The sequence below is a fragment of the Sphingobacterium sp. UBA7253 genome (genome assembly GCF_002472745.1).
Classification (GTDB): domain Bacteria; phylum Bacteroidota; class Bacteroidia; order Sphingobacteriales; family Sphingobacteriaceae; genus Sphingobacterium; species Sphingobacterium siyangense.
This window is the reverse complement of record NZ_DKSP01000135.1, coordinates 1-23019: the sequence shown is the minus strand read 5'-3', so window position 1 is coordinate 23019 and position 23019 is coordinate 1. Positions and strand designations below refer to the sequence as shown.

The window sequence follows — 23019 nt, the reverse complement described above, 5'->3', positions numbered from 1 at the left end:
TGCTTAAAGGAATAGGTCAATTGACTTTTATATAAAAAAAATCAGATTTCCAGTGTACCGATTAAACCATTTTATACGTTATGCTGTCATAATAACAAAGACAATACAATAGAGTTTTGTCACACTTTTAAATATTACAGTCATGAAAAATTTAGGCAACATAAAATATTGGGTACTTGGTTTTATAGGTATCGCTTCTTTTTCAAGTTGCGCGACTTCGATGGCCCAACGGGGTGGATATAATGGTTATAACAATTATAACAATGCTGGAGTTTCGTTCCAGATGTTCTATGATCAACTCTCCCCTTACGGACAATGGGTTAATGATCCCAATTATGGTTATGTCTGGATTCCGGACGTTGGCCCGAACTTCCAGCCTTATGCAACCAATGGTTATTGGACAATGACCGACTATGGTAATACCTGGGTATCCAACTATGACTGGGGTTGGGCTCCATTTCACTATGGTCGCTGGAACTACAATGACCGTTATGGATGGGGATGGGTTCCTGACTATGAATGGGGGCCAGCATGGGTAAATTGGCGTCAAAGTAACGACTACTACGGTTGGGCACCAATGGGCCCGGGCATGAGTATAAATGTATCTGTTAATATTCCAATGAACTTTTGGACATTTGTGGGAGTCAATCACTTTATGAATAGGGATATGGATAGATATTATGTTAATCGAAGAAATTACAATAATATCTATAACAGAACCACCATTATCAACAATACAACGATAATTAACAACAACTATTATGTTGGTGGCCCTCGAAGATCTGACATCGAACGTTCGACAGGAAGAAGCGTAACAGTTAATAGAATCGCAAATGCCGATCGACCTGGATCTGCCCGCAGTAGCAGCAATCGTAGTAATGAAATCAGTATGTACCGTCCAAATGTAGACCGTAATACAAGATCTTCTGCACGTCCTACAAATGTCGTGGATGCATCTACCCGAACACGTAATAACAATAGTGAGATTTCAGATCGTACCAATCGTGTTATCAGCAATCGAGACAACATCGATTCAAGATCAGGAAGTCGTGAGTTATATATCGATAACAGTGGAAATGCTTCTGTAAGGTCTCGTAATGATGCCAACAGCGGTGGCTCGAGCCGTAGTTCAAATAATAATACGAGAAGCAGCGACAATGGAACTGTAAATAGAAATACGAACGGTACACAACCTAATTCGAATAACTATGATTTTAGAACACGATCAGGTCGCCAATCGGATGCTTCAAACAATAACAACCCTACATCTACCAGTAGAAATAGACAAAATGGCTCCGTTGATAATAATGGTGCTGTAAACGGCAGAAGTACAGACTACAATAGAAACGCAGATTATAATTCACGTTCGCGGTCAAATGCAAGCAGCTCTAATCAGACTGTGCCTCCACGAGTAGTTCAACCGACAACAACGCCACAACGAAATGGAAATTATGATGGCAGCAGAACCCGTTCGAGCCAACCGGTGTCACAGCCTGTCCAAAATGGAAATAACAACGCTGGCAGCAGGAGCCGTTCGAGCCAACCGGTATCGCAACCTGTAGCACAACCAACTCAAAATCGGAGCTACGAAAACACAAGAAGTAGATCAAATACAGACAATTCATCGTCCGTATCGCGATCAAGGTCTTCAGAAAGCTCCGGTGAACGTAGCTCTGGACGTTCTTCACAAGGATCAGAAAGATCTAGAACAAGATAATGACAGCCGAGTAAAATAATAATTCATATCTGGCGGGTAAAATGAAAAATTTTATCCGCCTTTTATATGCATGTCTTTTTATATTTATCATGAACAATCCATACATTTTCACGTTAATTAGTAAATTTACCGCTTCAAACAAAAAAACAGATCGATAAAGATGGCTTCATTTACCTCTATATTAGATAATGACTTTTACAAATTCACCATGCAGCATGCTGTGGTTAAGTTGTTTCCAAAGGCCAAGGCACGTTATCATTTTATTAACCGGGGACATCATAAATTTCCCGATGGTTTTGACGTGCTCCTGAAGGAAGCCGTCAATGAGATGGCTAATTTGAAGTTAACAAAAGCAGAAAAGGCATTTTTTGCCAGAACATGTCCTTATATAGACCCAACCTATTTTGACTTTCTTCAAGGTTATCGCTACGATCCCGAAGAGATCAAAATATTCCAGGATGGCCCCGACCTTGAAGTCATTATCGAAGGGTACTGGTACCGTACTATTCTTTGGGAGGTTCCGTTGATGTCGCTCATATGTGAACTTTTTTATGAATCCCAAGGTCTACAACGTGCCTCGGATGCAGAAGTAATCGCCACAGCCAAAGATAAAATCGAAAAATATAAAAAACTCAATATCACAATTGCTGATTTTGGCACCCGCAGACGTCATTCTTATGAAGTCCATGATATGGTCGTCCGCACACTGAAGCAATATGGCGAAAAAACATTTATAGGTACCAGCAATGTACATTTGGCAATGAAATATGAGACGAAACCAATTGGCACACACGCCCATGAATGGTTTATGTTTCACGCCGCCAAATACGGTTATAAAATGGCCAATCTACTTGGTCTTGAACATTGGTCTGATGTCTACCGAGGTGACCTCGGAATTGCACTATCGGACACCTATACTACGGAAGTTTTCTTTCAGCAATTTGACAAAAAGTTAACCAAATTATTTGATGGAGTCCGCCACGATAGCGGCGACCCGCTTGAATTTACAGATAAGGTTATTGCACACTATAATAAAAATGGAATCAATCCCCTCTCAAAGACAATCATATTCTCGGATGGCCTAGACTATGAGAAGGTCGAAAGAATCGCGAGCTACTGTGAGGGAAAAATATTGCATTCCTTTGGCGTTGGCACCAATTTCACCAATGATGTGGGACTCAAACCCATGAATATCGTCATTAAGATGACTGACGCTTTACCAGAAGATGATCAATGGACCCCGGTCATTAAGCTATCTGACGAACCAATGAAACATACAGGAGATGAGGACTCCATATATATTGCAAAAAAAGTATTAATGATTGATGATGACAATGCATAGAGATGTATACGGTGAGGCCTTAGATGATTACTTTGTACATCAAGAAGAAAAGTTCCCTTTAATACTCCATACAAGTTATGGCGACCAAGATGAAATGCCCGTTGAGATTTTCTTTCGGGAACCCGATGATTTTCCTGAACTGGAATTTATTGGACTATCCTTATGTGATGGACGTGTACTGGATGTTGGAGCAGGAGTTGGCAGCCATAGCCTGTATCTCCAAGAAAAAGGTTTTGAAGTAGATGCACTGGAACTCTCGCAAACCGCTTGCCATATTATGCAACAACGCGGGGTACAACATATTATCTGCGAAGATTTCTATAAATTCGAAGGCCAAAAATATGATACGCTATTGTTTTTAATGAACGGAATAGGTCTTGCCGGTGACGTAGATGGTTTTCGAAAACTATTACAGCATAGTAAAGAGTTACTGACTGAAAATGGCCAACTGATTTTTGACTCTTCAGACATCAGTTATTTGTACAAAGATTACAACATCAAAAAACCAGCGCATTATTTTGGGGAAATTCAATACCAGTATGAGTACAAAGGGACTCGAGGAAATCTTTTCAAATGGCTCTATTTAGACCAGGATTTATTGATCAAAATTTCGCACGAACTGGGTTGGGTTGTCCAAATTTTGTATGAAGATGAGAATGATCAATACCTCGTCCGCATGGAACTAAAAAAAATAGCCTGTTGTTTATAACAGGCTATTTTTTTTATTATTTCTATGTTATTATATATATTATTTCTGTGTTCTTATATAGATATCTCCCATGGATGTTTTTAAAATAACATCCTGTCCACCACCATTCATTTTGCCTTTCACGGCGTTACCCATCGGAGTTGATTTGGCTTCCTCGGCAGGTTTTTCGAATTGAAATTCGTCCGCAGCATAGATATTCCCCATAGCAGATTTTACATCCACATTAGCGCCGAAATTCTTTGGGAAGGCAACATCTACGGCGCCCATGGCAGCGACTAAAGAAATCGGTCCTTTGACAGGTTGAACAAATTTGGCTGTAACATCTCCCTGTGAAACCTTTACATTGATCGGCCCGGTAACATTCAATAAATTCACGTCGCCTATCGTACTAGCAACTTCAACCTCAGCCCGGATATCTTTTAATTCGATAACTCCAGCATTAAACATAGCCCCACGCCCTCCTTTGATCGTCACAGGTAAATCCATTGGTATCTTGATACGAATAGAATCTTCTAAGGGCATCCCAACCATACTTATTTCAGTCACTCCACCTTCTGTTTTGATGTTCATACCAAGTCCTGAATTATCCGATAATCCCGAGCCATTGATCACACGTAGGCCTTTTGCACGGTCATTTTCTTCACTTTCCTCTACCTTGGCTGTAATCAGCACATCGTTTCCCTTATAACCTTCAATATAAACATTATCCAATTTTAGTAAAAGTTTATTCCCCAAGTTGGGCACTTTAATTTCTTTCCAGTTTTTCGGTCCCTTTTTACGGCCGAATCCGGCAGAACTGTATGTAAAATTATTAGTATTACTAACAACAACTCCTGAAACCGCTCTAGCCTTTTTAGGAGGATTAGGAGGCTTTGGCGCAGCCACACTTTCTACAGTTTCATTTACTTGGGCCTGCAATACACTTGCAAAGATCAGTGCGACCCCAATCATCATTATCCTTATCTTTTTCATTTCGTTTTAATTTATCTTCATTATTTGTCAAATAATGCATTTTAAGCTTTTTCATAGATTAACCTACACAATCTGACTTCTACCTTAATATATCCTATTATTGATTTAATAATACCGCATATGCTTGCTCCTTCACAAATTTCAGGGTAAATGGATCTTCCACAATTTCATTTAATTTTTCTTTTGTTGTTGCTTTCATCGTCGGATCCTCCTGTTGAGCCATCATTTGCATCAGTTCCATTTGTAAAGTGGGGTCATTTTGCTCCACAAAGAAGTCCTGAACTTTCTGCTGACGTTCTTCTGGACTAAGTCCACTTAATATGGTTTCGATTGCAGCCATGCGGACATTACTACTTTGATCTGACACAGCTGTCTTTTCCAAAGCTCCCACACTATTCCGATCTAACTTACCCCCATCTTTCATCGCCAAGACAGCACTTAAACGCGTGCTTGCGGAACTCGAATCCTGAAGCATCTGAACGTAATCCATTTTCTCTTCCATTTCACGATGAGCAGTTTCCGATACGCTTACTTTTGCCAATTGTTTTCCTTTGCTTTCGATACCGGCGATTGCCTTAACGGGAGCTGAAGCCTCTTGGCTATCAGTATGAATTCCCATCACCTCAGCATCAACTGCTTTTGCATTGTCTTCTTTTTCCGGAACAGTAATAGGATGTACCGCAGCCACAGGCTTCTCTACTTCTATTGCTCGTTGTTGATTAAAAGCAATAAAAGTTGCTGTCCCAACTAACAGAGCTGCTGCCGCAATACTAGCCCACTTCCATAAAGGCTTAATCTTTCTTTCCTGAACAGGGGGAACTACTTGTGGTCTTATTTTATTCCATAAGTCAGCCGAAGGTTCTCTTTGATCAAATGCCTCCCGATTAGCGTTCACAAAATCTTTTAAATTATCCCGCATAATTATACCTTTCCTTCAATTCTTCGTAAATTTTCTTTTTAGCACGGTGATATTGACTACGTACAGCAACCGCTGTCATCCCCAATGTTTCCGCAACCTCATCATGGCTCATGTTTTCAAACAGGTAAAGATTAACAACCATCTTAGGTACGCCTGTCAATTGATCGATCACATGCTCTAAATCTGTCAAACGACATTCACGCCATTCTTTTTCCAGCAATTCGTCTTCGCCATCATCCTTAATTTCCAAATCATCCACCGGCGTAAAATATTGCTTATTCTTCCGTAACAGTGAGATTGCCTTATTCACCCCCATCCTTCTCAACCAGGCTTCCACACTGAGAACTAAATGCCATTTATCTGATCTTGAAAAAAAGTCAACAAAGGTTTCCTGTAAAATATCTTCACTTTCTTCCTGATTGGACAAAATCCGATAAATAGAATTAAAAATCTTTTTTGCATACCGATGATAGAGCTGTGCAAATCCAGACTCATTGCCCGTTTGGCACATCGCTAATAAATCTTTATCGCTAAGCTGATTTTGCACGTTCTAAAATTAATACTGTTAATTCTTATGTTTCTACTATGTAGTCGGGGCTCTGCTGAAAATGTTGCAATATAATTTTATTTTTTTTCTAAAATAATTCTAAAAATGCACAAAAGCCCATTAAAGGGCCTCCTTTCAACAAAAAACACTCAAGAATGAACTTGAGTGTCTGCATTAATAAAATAAACTTAATAAGGATTTTAAAACTCCAGGTATAAGATTATCGATTATTTAACTTTTAGATAGGTCTCCACAATGGTATGTTTAACTCCCAATTCAGGTAAGTTTTCCTCACCTGTCTGAACCAATGTATCTCCTTTTAAAGTAAGTTGAAAATCAAACTTATTACTTTCCCAATCGCGCATTGAACAATATTGTAATCTTTCTTGATAGTTGACACCATCAAAAGAATAGGTCCCCCCACCTGCGACAAACAGCGGTTCTTTACCTTTACCTTTTTCCTTATCGTGGTTAAAAAAGGAAAAATGGTCATCATTGAACATTTTAAACATTTCGGTTTTGCTCGTGTCCGTAAAAGCAGTTACCGTATCTTTCCCTTTGATTGTTTTGCTTTCAATAAGCTTATAGGTACCGGTCAAGGACTTGGCTTTTTCGGCATCCACATCTTTCTTTTCGGTAGTATTTTTACAGGAAAAAACAAGACAGGAAATCGCAATCGCAAATAGCAGTTGATTTTTTAGGTTTATCATATTTTATAAAAGGTTTAAAGAGGCCAAACTACGAAAGTTCAGCCTCAATCAAAAACAAACCATTGTAATTATTTATCCCACCAAACTCGACCAGACAACTTATCTCCGCCAGGTACTGCGGCTGAAGCCGCTCTGTAGTTTTCGCCATTGATAGCCGCTTCAGTAGAAGGATAAGGGAATCTTCTAGGAATAGTCCCCGAAGTAGCATTTCCTGGATAATTCACAGGAGTTAACGCCGGATACCCACTTCTGCGCCAGTTGCTCCAAGTTTCATAAAAATCCATCATCGTTATCGTATGTGCCCAGTATTGGGTATTGATCTGTTTTAAGGCATCAGCAGCATTATATGGATTCGCAGCCAAATAAGTCTCAGCATCTGCATCACTTATTGTCAAAGAACCATCATACTGATTCAGATAGGTAATGCTTGCCTTCACACCTTTTTTATAACGATCGCTTGCACTACCACCTATTCCCCAACGTTGGGCTGCCTCAGCCAACAGCAACTCGGATTCACCGTAGGTCAAAATAAATGTCGCACCGGTCCGCTTGATCATATTAGGATTGGGCGAAGAATATTCTGCAAATGTCGTGTAACTTGGGTCGCTACTAATGTTATACTGTGCATTTGATCCCAAATCTTTTCCATTCGGCATCCCCTTTTGCTTGGTTGGATCTGTGATAAAACTCCCGTTCTGTGTTTTGTCCTTTTCCGATAAATATAGTTTTGTAACAGCAACCTTTTGCAACCTCGGATCATTATTGCTTTTTAGATAGTCAATAAACGTTTTAGACCATTTTACATAATAATTCTCTTGGCCACCATCGCCCAATAAAACCTGGCTATTTCTATTCTGAGTAACCCTAGATCCTGATTCATCGTGTAAAATAAATGCATTGTCGGCATTACTGTCCATTGTCTTACCCACAGCCTTCTGTACATATTCCTTCGCTTTAGATTCGTCTACTTTAACCAAACGCATCGCTGTTCGTAAGAGCAGAGAATTGCCAAATTTGCGCCATTTCGCAATATCACCTTTATAAATAACATCACCAGTGACTTTATCACCATCATCCTTTAATGCTGCAGTAGCCGTTTCAAGCTCCTTTAGCAAATCGTTATAGATGTCCTGCTGCTTATCATACTTCGGTTTATAAACTTTGGTATAAAAACCCAGTCCCGCCTCCGAATAGGGAACATCACCATACAAATCAGTTAAGCGAGCAAAAATTAAAGCTTTCCAAATACGTGCGACATTGTACAGATTTGCATATTTTGGTTTGTCTTTTGTAAACTCAACCACATCCACAATATTACGAACCTGCTCAATATAGGCCCCAACTGTACCCGTACCCCAATACGCCGCGGTATAGCTTTCATTCAGCATATATTTATCGCCGGCCCAATAACTCACTACAGTCGATAGACCCTGCATCATTGTCGACGAGTAAATTAGATTTCCACGCCATGTATCGTATGCAAAATCAAAACTTCCTGTATAAAATAATTGTGCAGAGCTCAATGTATAATTTGGATCCCAATTTTCTTTACCATAAGCAACTGGATCTGTATTTATCTTATCAAAATCTTTTGTACAGCTACTTTCCATAAATAATGTCGCTGCCATTAAACTAATAACTACCGGTTTAATATATCTTTTCATGATTGTTTGCAATTAGAATTTAACACTTAAATTAACACCGTAAGTACGTACAGCTGGTACACCTCCAAGCTCTAGGCCCGGGAAAGTTGCATTATAGCTCGACTCTGGATCTATGTTATTTGTTTTCTTCATGATCGTCCAGAGATTGCGCGCTACAGCACTTACTGTAATCGACTTAACTTTGTTATTAAATAGATTGGATGGGAAAGTATAGCCCATAACGACCTGTCTCAATTTTACAAAATCAGCGCTGTTTACAAATATCTTAGATACATTATTTGCCGTATTGGTATAATAAGTAGAAGCTGTTCTGCCCAAGCTTTCACGATCAGCCACAGTTTCCTGATGTAATCCAAAAATATAACCGTAGTAATCTGTTCCCGAGAAAAGCTTTCCTCCCCATTTTCCATCAACCAAGAAAGAAAAATTGAACCTTTTGTAGCTAAACTCATTGTTCCAGCCAGCAAACCATTTATTCATTGCCGAACCGTAGGACTTTAACTCACCCCGGTCAGGAGAACCATCGGCCAATTTTACGATCTCACCATTACTATCGTATTTATAATCGAAAGCCATGATCTGAAAAGCAGGCATACCAACTTTATTCATTAAGTAACCTACACCCGAACGCGAAGTCGCTACCGTCTGCTCGTCCATTCCTTCAGCCAATGAAATCACTTTATTGTCGTTGTAAGAACCATTCAATGAGGATACCCATTTAAAATCTTCCGTTTTGACAACTGTGGCTGAAATCAATGCTTCAAATCCCTTATTTTGCATTTTACCGGCATTGAGTACGGCACCGGCATATCCGCTTGCGGAAGGCGTTGTGATAAAGGAAATCTCATCTTTCGACTTTTTGTTATACCATGTTAGATCCAAATTTACACGATCATTAAAAAGACGCAACTCCGTTCCGATTTCCAACTCTGTTGCTGTAGAAGCTTTTAAAGAAGAGTTCGGAATATTCACATTGTTAATAACCCCTAAAGGTTGTCCGTTAAGTACCTCACTTCTAAAATTATAGGTTAACAAGGTTTGATAAGGATCTGTTGCCTGTCCTACCTGAGCAAAACCTGCTCTCAACTTTCCAAAACTCAACCATGATGGTTTTAGATATTCTGAAAAGATAAATGAACCCGAGATTGCGGGATAAACAGAGTTTAATTTATTATCTACTCCAGGTGTGGCTAAGGTAGAAAACCAGTCAGAGCGTAAACTACCAGTCAAATAAGCTATATCTTTATAAGCAAATTCTAAGGTACCATAAGTAGACTGTGTCTCCGATTCACTTTCGAGATACGCTACCGACTTATTTTTTGCGTTCAAAATATTATACACACCAAATATCGCGAAGTCGGCACCTAAATTGGTCGTCTGTCTGATTTTAGTATTTCGGTAACTCGCTCCAAGATTAGGTGTAAGGGTATAATCTCCGAAAGTGAATGACTTACCGACCAAAACATCGGCATTAATATCTGCAAATTTAGTTTCTTGCTCTGCAATTTTACCATTCTCATAATAGCCGGTGCCAGAAGGAACAACATTCTTATAATGATCGGTATAACCATCTCTTCCTGCCCTTCCCTGAACAAACAAACCATTACCCATGGTATACTTTGCTGTTACGGAAGCGATCGAACGATCGCGGTTCGTATTATTGATAAACTCATTTGCTGCAAACCAAGGGTTGGTTGCATACACATTCCCCGAATTATAAAGGATTTCTTTTCCATTGTCATCTTTCCATGGCTTCAAATCGTTTACATTGATGCTCGTTGGCAAAAACATGACGTTGTAATTGGCATTTCCAGCACCGTCAGAAACCATTGGACGATTTTTGACTTGCTCCAGAATCATATTATAGCGTGCATCAATCGTCAAACCTTTGAGTGGCTCAAAAAGTCCAACCAAATTGAACGACTGTCTTTTCAGTCCCGAATTTGGAACAACAGATCTATTATTGACATCTGTCCCTGACAGACGAATAGAGCCACCATCAAATGATTTATTTAACGCTAATGTATTAGTCCATGTCGAACCAGTGCGGTAAAACCGATCTAAATTTCCCTTTTGTAATGAATAAGGTCTTGATGCGCCATCGAATTGTACGACGGGTGTTCCATCTAATTTAGCTCCCCAGCTTGAACCTCCCACTTGGGCTGCGCCTGCTTGGGTCGTTGGCTTCTCACCGTTTGCCCCCTGACCATAGACTGTTTGCCAATTCGTGTTGTCTATAATTTGCTCGGCAACAAAGTTACTATTAAAATCGATCGAATTGCCTTTTCCTGATTTTGTTGTAATAAGGATAACCCCTGCCTTGGCTCTTGAACCATATAATGCAGATGCTGCAGCACCTTTCAATACCGAAATACTTTCAATATCGTCTGGGTTGATATTGCCGATTGCATCGCCAAGATCGGGTGCATTATCCCATTGGCTCCCTGAGTTTCCTTTGGAATTGGCGTTTCCGATACCTACCGGCTTACTTTCCATAGGAATACCGTTAATTACGTATAATGGTTGATTTGTCTGATTCAAACTCGATACCCCGCGGATGGTCACATTGGACGCAGCTCCGGCACCGCCAGAAGTAGAACTGATATCCAACCCGGCCACCTTTCCTACGAGTGAATTCATCACATTATTTTCACGGGCTGTGGTTAGCGATTCACCGGCAACCTGCGTAACAGAATACCCCAATGAGCGCTTCTCTTTCTTCATACCCAATGCCGTCACAACGACCTCATTGAGCATCCGATTATCTTCCAATAAAACAATTTTCAGATCACCCTCTTTGGTTACGGCCACTTCTTGCGAAGTGTAACCTGCAAAAGAAATAATTAAGGTGTTTCCCGTTGCCGCATCGATCATAAAGCGTCCATTGATATCTGTTGCACGTCCTACCGCGGTTCCCTTAACACGTACCGTAGCACCAGCTAAGGGATTGCCTTTATCGTCAGTGACGACACCTGCGACAGCCACCTGCTGCTGTTGACTGACAACCACAAGACCTTCCTTAGAAACGGAATAAACCAATCCACTTTTATTGAAAAGCTTAGCCAACACATCCAATACCTTGGTATTATTCGCATTGACTGACACTTCTTTATTTAAATTTTCATTCGTCGAATTATAAACAAAGTAATAATCACTTTGCTCTTCGATCATTTTAAGTACCTTGCTCAGTTTTGTTTTTTGGACATCCAAGGAGACTTTTTGTTGGGAAAATACATTTGCCGAAACATTCATAACAGCACACGTAGTCATAATTAAGGCTAGTTTCATCCGGATAATGAATCTAAAATGCACAATATATCCATTGCGCATTTGCAATAAGCAATTTTTAATCATATTTTAGTGTTGGTTAAAATTAATATTAAGCAGCACGCCCCAATGTTGCTGCTTTTGGTTAATCATTTTTTCAATGAAGGATGGTGTTGGTCCACCATCCTTTTTACTTTTCTGATATAGTTATTTTTCTCCCATATACATTAAATTTAAAAGGTTCAACGCTCTGTAAAGCACTCAGTACCTGAGCAATATTCTCCCTACTAAAAGTTGCCGTAAAACGGTATTGTTTTAATTGATCATTTTGGATTTGGATATCCACATCATACCAGCGTTCTAATGTCCGGCGAAGCGATTCAAAATCTTGGTCCACGATTTCTAATCTATTTTCACGCCATGCAATATCTGGTATTTCAGCTGTATTGGATTCTATTGTAGGGATGTTCTCTATGGCAATCTCCTTAATCGGTAATTTGCTCGCGGTTGGTTTATTGGTTTTACGAGCGACTGCTATTTCAGCTTGATTCTTAAAGATCGTGATTTTTTGATTCGGCTTGATGACCACAGAATTTTCACGCTGTCCTTTGCTCGTCATTTCAATCGAACCTTCTACAAGCAGTGCTTCTGCTGTAGGTTCATCGGAATAACTCTTCACATTAAATGTTGTTCCCAGGACCTTGATATCAAAATCAGATGCTTGTACCACAAAAGGTTTTTCCTTATTCTTGGCCACCTGAAAATAACCTTCACCCGCAAGCCGCACCACACGCAATTCCTGATTGAAATCTGCCGATAACTCCAGTTTACTAGCAGAGTTTAATGTCACTGTACTTCCGTCACTTAATTCGAAGGTCTTTTTTTCACCATTTTTTGTTTGATAGACCTGGCCAATTGCGCTTATTGGTAATGTCGTATCAACTTTGCCTGGTTGAGCATAATACCAGATACCACCCGATACCAAAGCGACAAATACAGCGGCAATGGCTGCCCATTTAGGCCAGTTAAACCGATAGGACACGCGATGTTCTACTGGAGCATTCTGCAGATCTGTCTTCAATTTTTCCAATTGCTCATTCACAGGTCTACGGTTACCAACCAAGAGTTGAAATAGGCGTTTGGCTTTCAGAATCGTCTCCGCTTGTTCTGGATGATTCAGGCTATATTGTTGCCAGTATAGAATACAGTTTTTATCTTCTCCCGAACAATACTTCTGAAAAGTATCATCAATCAAAAAATCTTCTAACTGTTTATAATCTTTTTGGCTCATTCTTTTGGGTATTTACTCTATAGTGCCCTAAAGCATGGCTTTTTCCTAAGGAAAATTTAAATTATTTTTCAATCAACTGAAAATCAATCAATTATTTTAAATAAAAAATATCAACACACCTACTTTTGCAAACATCGTACGAGCATGTTATTATTGAAGGCTTAAAATAAAAAGCCAGACACAAAACTTAGATATCTTTTAATTCCTCCCTCAGAATCTTTAAAGCATCATAAAGTGTATTGTAGGCAGTTTTCACGGACATCTGCGTAGTTTCAGCTATTTTTTCATAGGAATAGCCCTCAAAAAACTTCAGATTCACCAGCTGTTTCTGACGAAAAGACAACTTCTCCAGCGCCTCCTTCAAACGGATCTGTATAATTTCATTCGTCTGTACTTTGATGACAAACTCCTCATAGGGCATCTCCACCCAATCATCTTCAGCTTTCACATTTTGAAGGGCTGTATTGATTTTATGTTGTTTCTCCAGTAGACGCAGAATACGTCTTTTTAAAAAAGTAATGAGATAGGACTGTACATTTTCTACCCGATCTAGCTGTTCTCTTTTCTCCCAAATTTTAACAAATACCTGATCGGTTGCTTCACTTGCCAAGTCACTGTCGCCACAAGTGCGTATTCCAAAATTGACAAGCTCTTGATAGAGCGCCGCGTATAGATCAAAGAAAGCCGTCTCGTCTCCTGTACGAATACGTTCCCACAATAAGCGGTACCCCATTTTATTTCTCATAATAAAGCATATAATCCGAAAAAAGCCAATAATAAGTCCTCAGTTCCAAAAGTATAAACTTAATCGGTAAAAGGAGAAAGAAACGAAAAATTACATTGAAGCGAAGAACAAAGTAAATCGTTTGAATTGAATATTGTAATTTAGTTCCTTCATTAAGGATATAAAAAGTAAAAACACAACAGCAGTATACAGCCGTTGACTAGATTTAAACTCACATGAAAACTATTTTTGCCATTGTAGGTAGCGCCAGTGCACATTCATCCAATCATCATATTGTAAGTCACCTCCAACAGGAGATTAGTGCCAATATCCATTTCACGCTATTTGACCGTCTTAAAGAACTGCCTCATTTTGATCCTGAAGAAAGCCAGACCCATCCACCAATCGAAATTATTGCACTTCGTCAGGTAATCAACGATGCCGATTTGGTATTGATCAGTAGCCCTGAATATATTTTCAGTGTACCCAGTGGATTAAAAAATCTACTTGAATGGTGCGCCGCAACCACGGTTTTCACCGATAAACCCGTTAGTATCATTACCGCTGCTGCGCAAGGCGAAACAGCGCATATCGAACTACAACGTATCCTGCAGGGACTGGGCGCTCAAATTGATGAAAAACGAAATCTGCTGATACAAGGAGTCAAAGGGAAACTGGATGCCACTGGGGCAATTTGGGACGAACAGCTCAATTTAGAACTAGAAAAGCTGGCAACACAACTTAAAGAAGATTAATACACACTAGGTTCAGCTCCATTTTCATCCAAACCATAAAAATTAGCGCAATCCATAATTTGAAGATTATTATCTTTACGACATGCAAGAACAAATTAATAATCCATTACACGGAAAAAGGCTCGACACGATCATTGAATATTTAGTGGAGTATTATGGTTGGGAAGAGTTGGGACAACGCATATCCATCCGTTGCTTCAATGAGAATCCGAGCGTCAAATCCTCCCTAACTTTCTTAAGGAAAACACCTTGGGCTAGAGAGAAGGTCGAACAGCTCTATGTAAAAACCTTGTTGAAGAAATAAGTTTTTTTCATATTTCATAACGAATAATCTGATTATTAAGCATATCTTTGCCGCCATGAAAAAAATTGCCGACTACCGGAAGTTACTTAACGTAGAGAAATCTGTGGATCTTAAAACCCTAAAATCTACCTACCGGACAATCATGAAAGAATGTCATCCAGATAAATTTGTCAATGATGAAGAAGGTCGTTTGGCTGCAGAGCAAAAAAGTGTGGAAATGATTGAAGCCTACCATTTCCTGGTAAGCATCTGTCCAGAAACATTAGAGCAACAGTTGCCGATCTACACGGAGACAATTACCAATTCTGGCATTCAGGATATTGACTGGAAAGCACAAATATTGACAGTCACTTTTCATGACGGCAGTCAATATGAATATTTCGGTGTTCAGCGGAATGACTATATTAAATTTGTCAACGCAGATTCTTTAGGTCGATTTGCCCGTAGACACATCTTCCATTCTTATCCTTACCGCAATGTATTAAAGACTGCGACAGTTGCTTAAACACTGTTCTTTCTCAGCTATACAAAGATAAACGCCCTCTATCAGATTGATATAGGGCGTTTACGTAAAATGTTAAATGTTTAAAAGCTATCTATAGAACAATGCTATTGCCAAATAGTTTTTAGTTTTATAATTTTAGCATAAGACCTGCCATTCCACCTCCATAAAACGTATTTCGGGTACGGTCTCTCCGCCAAGCTTTCCACAATGTACTACCACCATAAATTGAATTCTCGTCTCTTTCCGCATAGTTCAAGCTGGGAGCCACAAATATAGACATGCGCTCACTTAGTTTAAACGCCGGAATTACCCGCAGCGAGGACTGATGATTATCCAGGCTTTTAAATTTCTCTGTCAGATAATTACGTGTAGCTATTTCCGTACGCAGACTAAACTTGGTCCTATTGATCAATACTGCACCTAAACCTGCTTCAAAGGCATATTTATCCGGTCTGTTGCCATCGAGTGCCCTATTGATCGATAATATACTATAGAGTACACGACCACCTGAACGAAATTGTAATCCGAGATAGCTATCCTCATTGACCGCTACTGAAAGACTCTGCTCACCATTTTTAATAAAATTAAGCAGACCAATGGGATAATCACTACTATCGGCAATATTAACGATACCTGCCACCTGAACTCCGCTTACTTTTTTAGCTTTATTAGCGATGCCTGCTAATTGACTTCCAACAGTCGATTCGCTATTGTTAAGTATGCTAGCAAGCTGTGTCGTTCCTGGAGCCTCATTGGCTAAATTTACAACACCAGCGATTTGAACACCTCTAACCGTATCCGCTTTGTTAAAAACACCCGCTATTTGCAGACCTTTCACTTCCCCGGAAACATGGTTTCCCACACCGGCGATCTGTACCCCACTTACATTTTCTCCTACACCATTGAAGACGCCTGCCACTTGCAAACCTTTCATTTCTCCGAACACACGGTTTCCTACACCGGCAAGTTGTACACCACGCACACTTCCCCCAACGGCATTGAAAACACCGCCCATTTGCAAGCCTTGCATATCATATTGATTAATATTAAATACGCCACCAAGCTCAATACCTTTTACCCCCGCAGTAGATCCACCAATAATGTTTATGGAAAATTTATTCACAATTTGCGATTGTATAAAACCATGTGTACTTAATCCCGGTGTCATCGAAATTTGGTATGGGCTATACAAAAACATCCCGCCCAAATTCATACTTTGGATCTTTTGGGCAGGAGACAGAAATACCCGTCCCCAAAAAGATCGATAAAGACCATGATCTTCTTCATACCCTTCAAAATAGCCATATTCACGCTTCTTCTTATCGCCAATTTGCGCTTCTATCGGAAAAATCACCATAACACTGGTGTCCCGAAAAGCCTCCTTACTAACGTTCACTGCAATGAGATTACTTTTTTTCTTTACGTCCAGCTCAAAGTAGCCATTTCGGTCCGTCAACGTAGACAATAAAGCACTTCGATCAAAGATACTGGCATTGGAAATCGGATTATTAGTCCGAATATTTTTGATATACCCCGCTATAACAACTTTGTTTTTATGAGGTGTCTTCACTTCAAACTCCACCGACATCCGCTGAGGTGTATATTGAATAATAATATGCCGTCCAAGTTCTTTAAAACTATATTCCTTGCCCAAAATCCGATCCAGATAATCATACAAATTCCCTTTGAAGGCTTTAGTATGAATCACACTGTCTGTCTGTAGGATATTTCCATTAAAGGAGAACAATACATCCTGCTGCTCCTTCAACAAACGAAAAACTTCACCTACAGTAGTCTCTGGAAAGGCTGGTATTTGAATCGTTGCAGCGAGCTTTTGCTGTGCCCTTCCCAAATGGAACGAACACAGCATTAAAATTAAGAGATAAAGCTCTACCCTCTTTATAAAAAATAGTATCATGTTGTTTTCTATACAATTTTGTTCTGAAAATATATCTATCTGTTGGCTCACCTCGTCAGATGAATCTCGCTGTCTTTCACATTTACGTTTAATCCAAATGTGCTAGAAATGACTTTCAAAATTTCAGTTAAACTATTTTGTTCGAATTTTGCTGTCAATAATAATTTCTGATCAGCAGGATGGTCAATAATAATCTTATACGCATAAGCTTGATTTAGCAGCTCAACAACACGCTGCAATGGGGTATTCTCAAAATCAAACACACGATCCACATAATATTTATAAAACTGATCCTTGACAGGTTCCTTTCCTACTTTTATTGTATCACTATCCCGGATTGTAATCATTTGTTGTGGTCGCAAAAAGACTTCCTTTTTTGCATAACCGACTTTAACCAATCCTGTAGCAACAATAACTTCCGTCGCATCTGATGTTCGGCGCACATTAAAGCTGGTGCCCAATACCGTAATTTTGGTTTTCCCTGTCTCAATGACAAAGGGATGTTTTTTATCCTTGTGGACCTGGAAAAACACTTCCCCTCTTTTCAATGCCACATTTCTATTATTATTGGTCCACCTGCTTGAATAAGCCAGCTCCGTATTTTTATTTAAGGTAACTACCGAACCATCAGGTAGGGAATCTTGGCGCACTTGCTCCATACTCGAAAGAAACATTTCCTCACGATGAGATTGATCAAACACATAGAATCCTACAGCACAAAAGACCAAGATACTTGCTGCTAACCACCAGCTCCATTGAATTACAGAAGTCTTTTTTTGGGGGATTACCGCAGCTTCTGCCGCTCTTTTATCTCGCACAACTTTGAAGTCAGCCCAAGCCTTATCTACGTTCACATCAGGAACATCCAGGGGTTTGGGCAAACTATCCCACATTTTTTTCATTTTTATGTACTCCTCCTTATTGTTAGCGTCTTCTTCTAACCAATCGTGTATCATGATATTCTCTATTTCATTGGTCTCGCCAATGATATATCTTTCTAACAGTTCCTTATTCATAGCGTATAGATAAGAAAGCAAATAATCAATGTTAAATAATCCATAAGTTCGATACGCAAATGCTTCAGTGCCTTGCTCATATGTCCCTCAACAGTTTTAATCGACAGATCCAGGGTTACTGCGATATCCTTATATTTCATTTCCTGAAAACGGCTTAACTCAAAGACCGTACGGCTTTTTTCAGGTAATTCCGCCAATGCGACCTGTAGCTTTTCGTCCAAATCCCGCGTACTTTCATCAACCGCAGGTACAAAATCCTGCCTATGCAGTTCGTGGGATTGATATTTTAGCTTACGTTGCTCTTTTTTCAGCACATTCATACTTTCATTATAAATAGCCCGATATAAATACGCTTTTAATGAAGTATGTATCTGCTCCTCCCAATCGCGTTCCCAAAGCCGCAAAAACACCTGTTGCACAACCTCTTCCGCCACATCACTATCGCCTAGATACCGGTAGGCATAACGATGTAACTCTTTGTAGTGCGCCCGAAAAAGCTGCTCAAAATTCTTTTCTTTATTTTCCGACATTGATCAAATCTGTCTTATTGTTTAAATAATCCACTTTATTAGTAAGACACCCCAATAGACTATTACCCTTACAAATTTTTCACTTTTTTTAATATCAACTTCGATACATCCGCCATATAATTTCAAATCCCTTATTTATACCTATTCGTAATTCTTTTCGTATAGATGCTCAGGCGAGTACATGACATCCTCCCATCGGCCAATGATATTTACCCAAAAAACTTTATAAAAAGGCTTTTGTGACGACTAAAGGTAAGCCATCTATTTTATAAAATATTTTTTTTCTAAGGGTATATGGATTTTCCATTGTCATAAAGGAAAGAACAACATACAATTGATCACAAAAAATAATTTGACAATGAAAACAACATTCAAAGTAGCCCTGTTGGGATTGACATTATTAGGAATTGCAGGTACTACACAAGCGCAAGATATCACTTATGGTTTACAGGTCGGAAGCAACTATCATATGAGTTCCTTTGGCAACAAGTCTGTCAAAGATAATAATGGCAAAGTCGGCGTATCTGTAGCAGGATTTGCCCGTATTGGAGATCGCATTTTCTTCCAGCCCGGAATCGGTGCTAGTCTGTTGCGTAAAGAATATACCTTCGAAAATGTACAGAAAACACCTAAATTCTATCAAATAAATCTACCATTACAGGTCGGTTATAAATTTTTGGAAAATGGCGACTTCAACCTCCGTGGGCTATTGGGGCCGCAGTTAAACTATGATGTAAAAACAGTGAAGTCCAGCGCAAATACCGATTATAAGAAATTTTCATTTGATGGTAGAGTCGGTATCGGTGTAGATATCAGTCACCTTACATTAGATGCTTATTACAGCCATGGTTTTACGAGTATCGACAAGACCTTAGACGCAAAAAATAAAACAATCGGCATTATGGTCGGTTACAAGTTCTAATCAGCATCTATTAGCGAAGAAAAACGCCATTCTAAATCGGATGGCGTTTTTTCGTATTTACATTTTATTTTTTGTCAATAATTATTATTTTAGCCCTACCAAAAAATTATTCCAGCTAATCGTCCTATTTAAATACGACTTTCAATCAAATTGGAATAAACGGGATGTAGCGTAGCCCGGTATCGCGCCAGCATGGGGTGCTGGAGGTCGTCGGTTCAAATCCGGCCATCCCGACGAGAGAAGCTCTAACGACCGTTAGGGCTTTTTTTATCTAAGCTGGTACAGAACCTACTACCCGGCCCCATATGATACGTTTCGATCTCAAAATAATTCTTTACATTTGCACTATGAAAATGACTGTAATGTTATAAAACCCTTTTCTTGCTTAGTTCTTAAGCAAGGCGCTGTATACTATCTATATAGCGTGATTTTCTATTTTAAAATTTTATTCATTATCTAAACAAATAGGTCAATACGCAATTATTGTCCCTAAATAGGTTATATATCAAAAGAATTATGTCAGAAATACTAAGTAAAAAGGAAATAGAGCAATTCATTCTTAGTGGCTTTGTTCGCATTGAAAATGCATTTTCAAAAGAAACAGCGGATGCAGTTTTAGATATCCTATGGAATGACCTTCCCTGTGAAAGGTCTAATCCGCAAACTTGGACCGAACCAGTTATACGCTTAGGTATGTATACTCAACCACCTTTTATCGAATCATTAAATACAAAAAAAATACATTTAATTTTTGATCAATTGGTGGGTAAAGACAGGTGGATACCCTGTCGAAATGTGGGTACGTTCCCTATAAGGTTTCCATCTATCCACAAACCAAATGATACGGGTAAGCACGTCGACGCAAGTTTCGCGGGAAATGACCCGAACAATTATTTTGAGTGGCGCGTCAACGTCAGATCCAAAGGTCGAGGCTTATTAATGCTTGTGTTGTATTCGGACGTAAGTGAAAATGATGCACCTACCGTCATATATGAAGGTTCTCACATTGATGTGGCAAAGCTCTTAGCGAAGGAGGGAGAGTTTGGTCTTTCGTTTATGCAGCTTGCGAATAAGTTGGACGAGCTGCCCAAAAGGAAAGAGGTGTATGCAACGGGTAAAGCAGGTACAGTTTATCTTTGCCATCCGTTTCTAGTCCATTCAGCTCAACCACACAGTGGAACTCTTCCTAAATTTATGGCACAACCGCCCTTGCTGTTGAGGGGAGAATTAGCGATCACGGATTCCACAGACGGATATACTCCAGTTGAACAGGCCATTCGTATAGCCTTAGATTAATCTGAAAATATCACATTAAAAAGTGGTCGCAAAAGCGACTACTTTTTAATGTGATTAACATATCCTTGCAACGTTAACAACGCATCAGAATAACCGTTGATCCTGTTCAAAATAGATTTTTCGGATCAATACAGGCCAATAACTTGCAAGGGTTCCTTCTTTAATCTGCTTGAAAAGATCATGATCCGAAGGAATCATTCCTTTTAAATCATCCTTCTTCGCGGCAGATCCTTCCCCTTTCGACAGCTTTAATTGTTCTTCTGCAAGTTCACGAAGCATCAGTTCATACCTGTTTTTTGAAGGTTTACTCTGGGCAATTTTTTTCAAAAGATCTGGATTTCCCTGATTATTCCCTTGCTGCAAATGCAGTTCAAGCCAGTCAGCCAATATTTCATTTTTTTCATCGGCATAAGGCTCACCAACGCCCAAATTCATGGGCCATAATCTCGATTCCGCAATTTTCAATTTTGCCTCTTTATATTTCTTTTCAAGGATAAATTGGTAGGCCAACATTAATTTGGTCTGTACATAATACCGATGGCCTTCAGTTGCGCCTTCAAATGGAAGTATGGTCACCTCTTCCAATTCTTTCTCAGCCCGCACGTATTCTTTCCCCAATAACAATGTACGTACCTGTGCTAGGGTTAGTATATAATTCTTCGGAAATTTGCGATGATATGCTGTACTCACCTTAAGGGCTTCTTTATAAGACTGACTATTGTTTAGAAGCTCCACCAAATGTAGCCCATATCGCCATTCTTGTGGTTCCATCAAGGTTGCCTGCTGCATCATCTGTACCGCCAGATCTATGCGGCTCGTATCTTGCAAACTTGATTTCAGTGCATAATAGGCCGCAAAATCTGTTGGCTCCTGCGCTACTGCCGACAAAATTTCTCTTGCTTTTTGGGGTTGATTCCTGAAACGATACAATAGTGCAGTCAGATAATCGATAGTCCAACTTTTACTGTTCTCTTTTGCCCATTGGAATACCTGGTTACTTTCTTCTCGAAATGGGAAGACAAAAGCGGGCTTACTTTGCGTTGCCTGATTTAACCATTCCTGACTGATCGACTTATTCGATCGCGTCAGCCAAGCTAGCCAAATTAAAGCTTCCGTATTCTTCTGTCCCGAGCGGAGTAGATCGGTGGCCGATTCAAACTCTCCAAGATCAGCATACCATATCGCCAGTTCCATCAGCTTTTCAGCGGCAAACTCTTGCCTGGATGAAAATGTCTTCTTTTCCTCAAATTGGAGAAAGGCATTAAACGGATCATATTGGAGAATTGTCTGATGGGAAAGACGATCTGTTACAGCTCCTTTTTTGTGTTGAACCAACACGTCCATCTGCAAGGCATCTATATTTAGCGGATTGGCAACCACAGCTTTTGCGATATAATCCCCTGCACGTTCATATTGTTTAATCCGATAGTAATATTTGGCCATTTGCACAAAGGAAGCACTTCGCCAAGTTGGATTTAATGAAGCGACTTCAAAACCATCTAAAGCATCGTTATCTTTTTTTAGCTTAATCGCTGCCAAACCATAGTAATAATTTGCCTGTGCATCATAAGTATCCATAGACAATGCTTGCCGGGCGTAGGCATAACATTGCTGATATTCCATTTTAAACCAGGCCAGTTTGGCCATTTCAAGGTAGGTCTGCGAAGTAGCGCCATGCTGGATCAGTTCCTTTAATTTTACTTCCGCAAGCGTATATTGCCTAAAGCGAATGAGATCACGTATCTCCAATAATTTGGTCTGCCCCGTATCTGAGCTTACTTCTGCTGAAATTACAGTGGGTCTATTCAGTTTTGACCAAGATGTATCCGTTCTGAGATTAAAATAATCCTGTCCCAATTTCAGATAGCGAGGTCTTGAGTCGGTTGCTACCATCAAGGATAATTTGGTAGG

20 protein-coding genes and 1 tRNA gene are annotated in these 23019 nt (G+C 39.6%); 9 read left to right on the top strand and 12 right to left on the bottom strand.

The genetic code is table 11. The annotated features are described in order from the left end of the window. Positions 1 to 142: 142 nt before the first annotated feature. The 3 genes from B2X72_RS13975 to B2X72_RS13965 all read left to right on the top strand — a co-directional run bounded on the left by B2X72_RS13975 (position 143) and on the right by B2X72_RS13965 (position 3768). On the top strand, positions 143 to 1717 hold the full coding sequence (locus tag B2X72_RS13975; protein WP_286850030.1) for a DUF6600 domain-containing protein: 1575 nt from the start codon (positions 143 to 145) through the stop codon (positions 1715 to 1717). Positions 1718 to 1877: 160 nt separating this feature from the next. Next, on the top strand, positions 1878 to 3059 hold the full coding sequence (pncB, locus tag B2X72_RS13970; protein ID WP_088160660.1) for a nicotinate phosphoribosyltransferase: 1182 nt from the start codon (positions 1878 to 1880) through the stop codon (positions 3057 to 3059). Continuing rightward, on the top strand, positions 3052 to 3768 hold the full coding sequence (locus B2X72_RS13965; protein WP_286850025.1) for a class I SAM-dependent methyltransferase: 717 nt from the start codon (positions 3052 to 3054) through the stop codon (positions 3766 to 3768). The genes pncB and B2X72_RS13965 overlap by 8 nt, the downstream gene beginning before the upstream one ends. 39 nt (positions 3769 to 3807) lie before the next feature. On the opposite strand, the gene B2X72_RS13960 is transcribed toward B2X72_RS13965, so the two are convergent. The 8 genes from B2X72_RS13960 to B2X72_RS13925 form a co-directional block, all read right to left on the bottom strand. Further along, positions 3808 to 4740 carry a DUF4097 family beta strand repeat-containing protein gene (locus B2X72_RS13960; protein WP_083663539.1) on the bottom strand — a complete coding sequence of 311 codons (933 nt, stop codon included), beginning with the start codon at positions 4738 to 4740 and terminating at the stop codon, positions 3808 to 3810. A gap of 97 nt (positions 4741 to 4837) precedes the next feature. After that, complete coding sequence (locus B2X72_RS13955; protein WP_286850022.1) at positions 4838 to 5659, bottom strand: hypothetical protein; 822 nt, start codon at positions 5657 to 5659, stop codon at positions 4838 to 4840. Further along, on the bottom strand, positions 5649 to 6206 hold the full coding sequence (locus B2X72_RS13950; protein WP_075991654.1) for an RNA polymerase sigma factor: 558 nt from the start codon (positions 6204 to 6206) through the stop codon (positions 5649 to 5651). The genes B2X72_RS13955 and B2X72_RS13950 overlap by 11 nt, the downstream gene beginning before the upstream one ends. Positions 6207 to 6433: 227 nt before the next feature. Next, positions 6434 to 6916 (bottom strand): hypothetical protein, encoded by a 483-nt coding sequence (locus B2X72_RS13945; protein ID WP_286850018.1) that lies wholly within the window; start codon positions 6914 to 6916, stop codon positions 6434 to 6436. A gap of 68 nt (positions 6917 to 6984) precedes the next feature. After that, a complete protein-coding gene (locus tag B2X72_RS13940) occupies positions 6985 to 8580 on the bottom strand; it encodes a SusD/RagB family nutrient-binding outer membrane lipoprotein (protein WP_286850015.1) in 1596 nt (531 codons plus the stop codon). 12 nt (positions 8581 to 8592) lie between these two features. After that, positions 8593 to 11934 (bottom strand): SusC/RagA family TonB-linked outer membrane protein, encoded by a 3342-nt coding sequence (locus B2X72_RS13935; protein WP_286850012.1) that lies wholly within the window; start codon positions 11932 to 11934, stop codon positions 8593 to 8595. A gap of 103 nt (positions 11935 to 12037) precedes the next feature. After that, positions 12038 to 13138: a FecR family protein gene (locus B2X72_RS13930; protein WP_075991651.1), complete on the bottom strand. Its 1101-nt coding sequence runs from the start codon at positions 13136 to 13138 to the stop codon at positions 12038 to 12040. A 187-nt stretch (positions 13139 to 13325) separates the two neighbouring features. Beyond that, a complete protein-coding gene (locus B2X72_RS13925; protein ID WP_075991650.1) occupies positions 13326 to 13883 on the bottom strand; it encodes an RNA polymerase sigma factor in 558 nt (185 codons plus the stop codon). Positions 13884 to 14098: 215 nt separating this feature from the next. Between B2X72_RS13925 and B2X72_RS13920 the strand changes: the two genes are divergently transcribed. From B2X72_RS13920 to B2X72_RS13910, 3 genes are all read left to right on the top strand, one after another. Next, positions 14099 to 14617, top strand: a complete 519-nt coding sequence (locus B2X72_RS13920) for an NADPH-dependent FMN reductase (RefSeq protein ID WP_075991649.1) — start codon at positions 14099 to 14101, stop codon at positions 14615 to 14617. Between the two features lie 82 nt (positions 14618 to 14699). Continuing rightward, positions 14700 to 14921: a VF530 family DNA-binding protein gene (locus tag B2X72_RS13915; RefSeq protein WP_046674232.1), complete on the top strand. Its 222-nt coding sequence runs from the start codon at positions 14700 to 14702 to the stop codon at positions 14919 to 14921. A gap of 55 nt (positions 14922 to 14976) precedes the next feature. Further along, a complete protein-coding gene (locus B2X72_RS13910; protein WP_088160655.1) occupies positions 14977 to 15426 on the top strand; it encodes a KTSC domain-containing protein in 450 nt (149 codons plus the stop codon). A gap of 127 nt (positions 15427 to 15553) precedes the next feature. On the opposite strand, the gene B2X72_RS13905 is transcribed toward B2X72_RS13910, so the two are convergent. The 3 genes from B2X72_RS13905 to B2X72_RS13895 are packed head-to-tail and all read right to left on the bottom strand — an operon-like array spanning position 15554 to position 18890. After that, positions 15554 to 17344 (bottom strand): carboxypeptidase-like regulatory domain-containing protein, encoded by a 1791-nt coding sequence (locus tag B2X72_RS13905; protein ID WP_145327596.1) that lies wholly within the window; start codon positions 17342 to 17344, stop codon positions 15554 to 15556. Between the two features lie 47 nt (positions 17345 to 17391). Beyond that, the gene (locus B2X72_RS13900) at positions 17392 to 18360 is read right to left on the bottom strand and encodes a FecR family protein (protein ID WP_088160653.1); all 969 of its coding nucleotides are present in this window, start codon (positions 18358 to 18360) and stop codon (positions 17392 to 17394) included. Then, complete coding sequence (locus tag B2X72_RS13895; protein ID WP_075991645.1) at positions 18357 to 18890, bottom strand: RNA polymerase sigma-70 factor; 534 nt, start codon at positions 18888 to 18890, stop codon at positions 18357 to 18359. The genes B2X72_RS13900 and B2X72_RS13895 overlap by 4 nt, the downstream gene beginning before the upstream one ends. 358 nt (positions 18891 to 19248) lie before the next feature. Here B2X72_RS13895 and B2X72_RS13890 point away from each other — a divergent pair, with 358 nt between their 5' ends. The 3 genes from B2X72_RS13890 (at position 19249) to B2X72_RS13880 (ending at position 21108) form a co-directional block, all read left to right on the top strand. After that, a complete protein-coding gene (locus B2X72_RS13890; protein ID WP_075991644.1) occupies positions 19249 to 19812 on the top strand; it encodes a porin family protein in 564 nt (187 codons plus the stop codon). 160 nt (positions 19813 to 19972) lie between these two features. After that, positions 19973 to 20046 (top strand) — tRNA-Pro (locus tag B2X72_RS13885). Positions 20047 to 20328: 282 nt separating this feature from the next. Then, positions 20329 to 21108, top strand: a complete 780-nt coding sequence (locus B2X72_RS13880; RefSeq protein ID WP_286850006.1) for a phytanoyl-CoA dioxygenase — start codon at positions 20329 to 20331, stop codon at positions 21106 to 21108. 84 nt (positions 21109 to 21192) lie between these two features. Here the strand turns inward: B2X72_RS13880 and B2X72_RS13875 are convergent. Then, positions 21193 to 23019 (bottom strand): tetratricopeptide repeat protein (locus tag B2X72_RS13875; RefSeq protein WP_286850003.1); only part of this gene is annotated, 1827 nt, incomplete at its 5' end.

Coding starts and splice junctions, on each gene's coding strand:
- B2X72_RS13975 (WP_286850030.1), top strand. CDS start 143: ATGAAAAATTTAGGCAACATAAAATATTGGGTACTTGGTTTTATAGGT.
- pncB (WP_088160660.1), top strand. CDS start 1,878: ATGGCTTCATTTACCTCTATATTAGATAATGACTTTTACAAATTCACC.
- B2X72_RS13965 (WP_286850025.1), top strand. CDS start 3,052: ATGCATAGAGATGTATACGGTGAGGCCTTAGATGATTACTTTGTACAT.
- B2X72_RS13960 (WP_083663539.1), bottom strand. CDS start 4,740: ATGAAAAAGATAAGGATAATGATGATTGGGGTCGCACTGATCTTTGCA.
- B2X72_RS13955 (WP_286850022.1), bottom strand. CDS start 5,659: ATGCGGGATAATTTAAAAGATTTTGTGAACGCTAATCGGGAGGCATTT.
- B2X72_RS13945 (WP_286850018.1), bottom strand. CDS start 6,916: ATGATAAACCTAAAAAATCAACTGCTATTTGCGATTGCGATTTCCTGT.
- B2X72_RS13940 (WP_286850015.1), bottom strand. CDS start 8,580: ATGAAAAGATATATTAAACCGGTAGTTATTAGTTTAATGGCAGCGACA.
- B2X72_RS13935 (WP_286850012.1), bottom strand. CDS start 11,934: ATGATTAAAAATTGCTTATTGCAAATGCGCAATGGATATATTGTGCAT.
- B2X72_RS13930 (WP_075991651.1), bottom strand. CDS start 13,138: ATGAGCCAAAAAGATTATAAACAGTTAGAAGATTTTTTGATTGATGAT.
- B2X72_RS13925 (WP_075991650.1), bottom strand. CDS start 13,883: ATGAGAAATAAAATGGGGTACCGCTTATTGTGGGAACGTATTCGTACA.
- B2X72_RS13920 (WP_075991649.1), top strand. CDS start 14,099: ATGAAAACTATTTTTGCCATTGTAGGTAGCGCCAGTGCACATTCATCC.
- B2X72_RS13915 (WP_046674232.1), top strand. CDS start 14,700: ATGCAAGAACAAATTAATAATCCATTACACGGAAAAAGGCTCGACACG.
- B2X72_RS13910 (WP_088160655.1), top strand. CDS start 14,977: ATGAAAAAAATTGCCGACTACCGGAAGTTACTTAACGTAGAGAAATCT.
- B2X72_RS13905 (WP_145327596.1), bottom strand. CDS start 17,344: ATGATACTATTTTTTATAAAGAGGGTAGAGCTTTATCTCTTAATTTTA.
- B2X72_RS13900 (WP_088160653.1), bottom strand. CDS start 18,360: ATGAATAAGGAACTGTTAGAAAGATATATCATTGGCGAGACCAATGAA.
- B2X72_RS13895 (WP_075991645.1), bottom strand. CDS start 18,890: ATGTCGGAAAATAAAGAAAAGAATTTTGAGCAGCTTTTTCGGGCGCAC.
- B2X72_RS13890 (WP_075991644.1), top strand. CDS start 19,249: ATGAAAACAACATTCAAAGTAGCCCTGTTGGGATTGACATTATTAGGA.
- B2X72_RS13880 (WP_286850006.1), top strand. CDS start 20,329: ATGTCAGAAATACTAAGTAAAAAGGAAATAGAGCAATTCATTCTTAGT.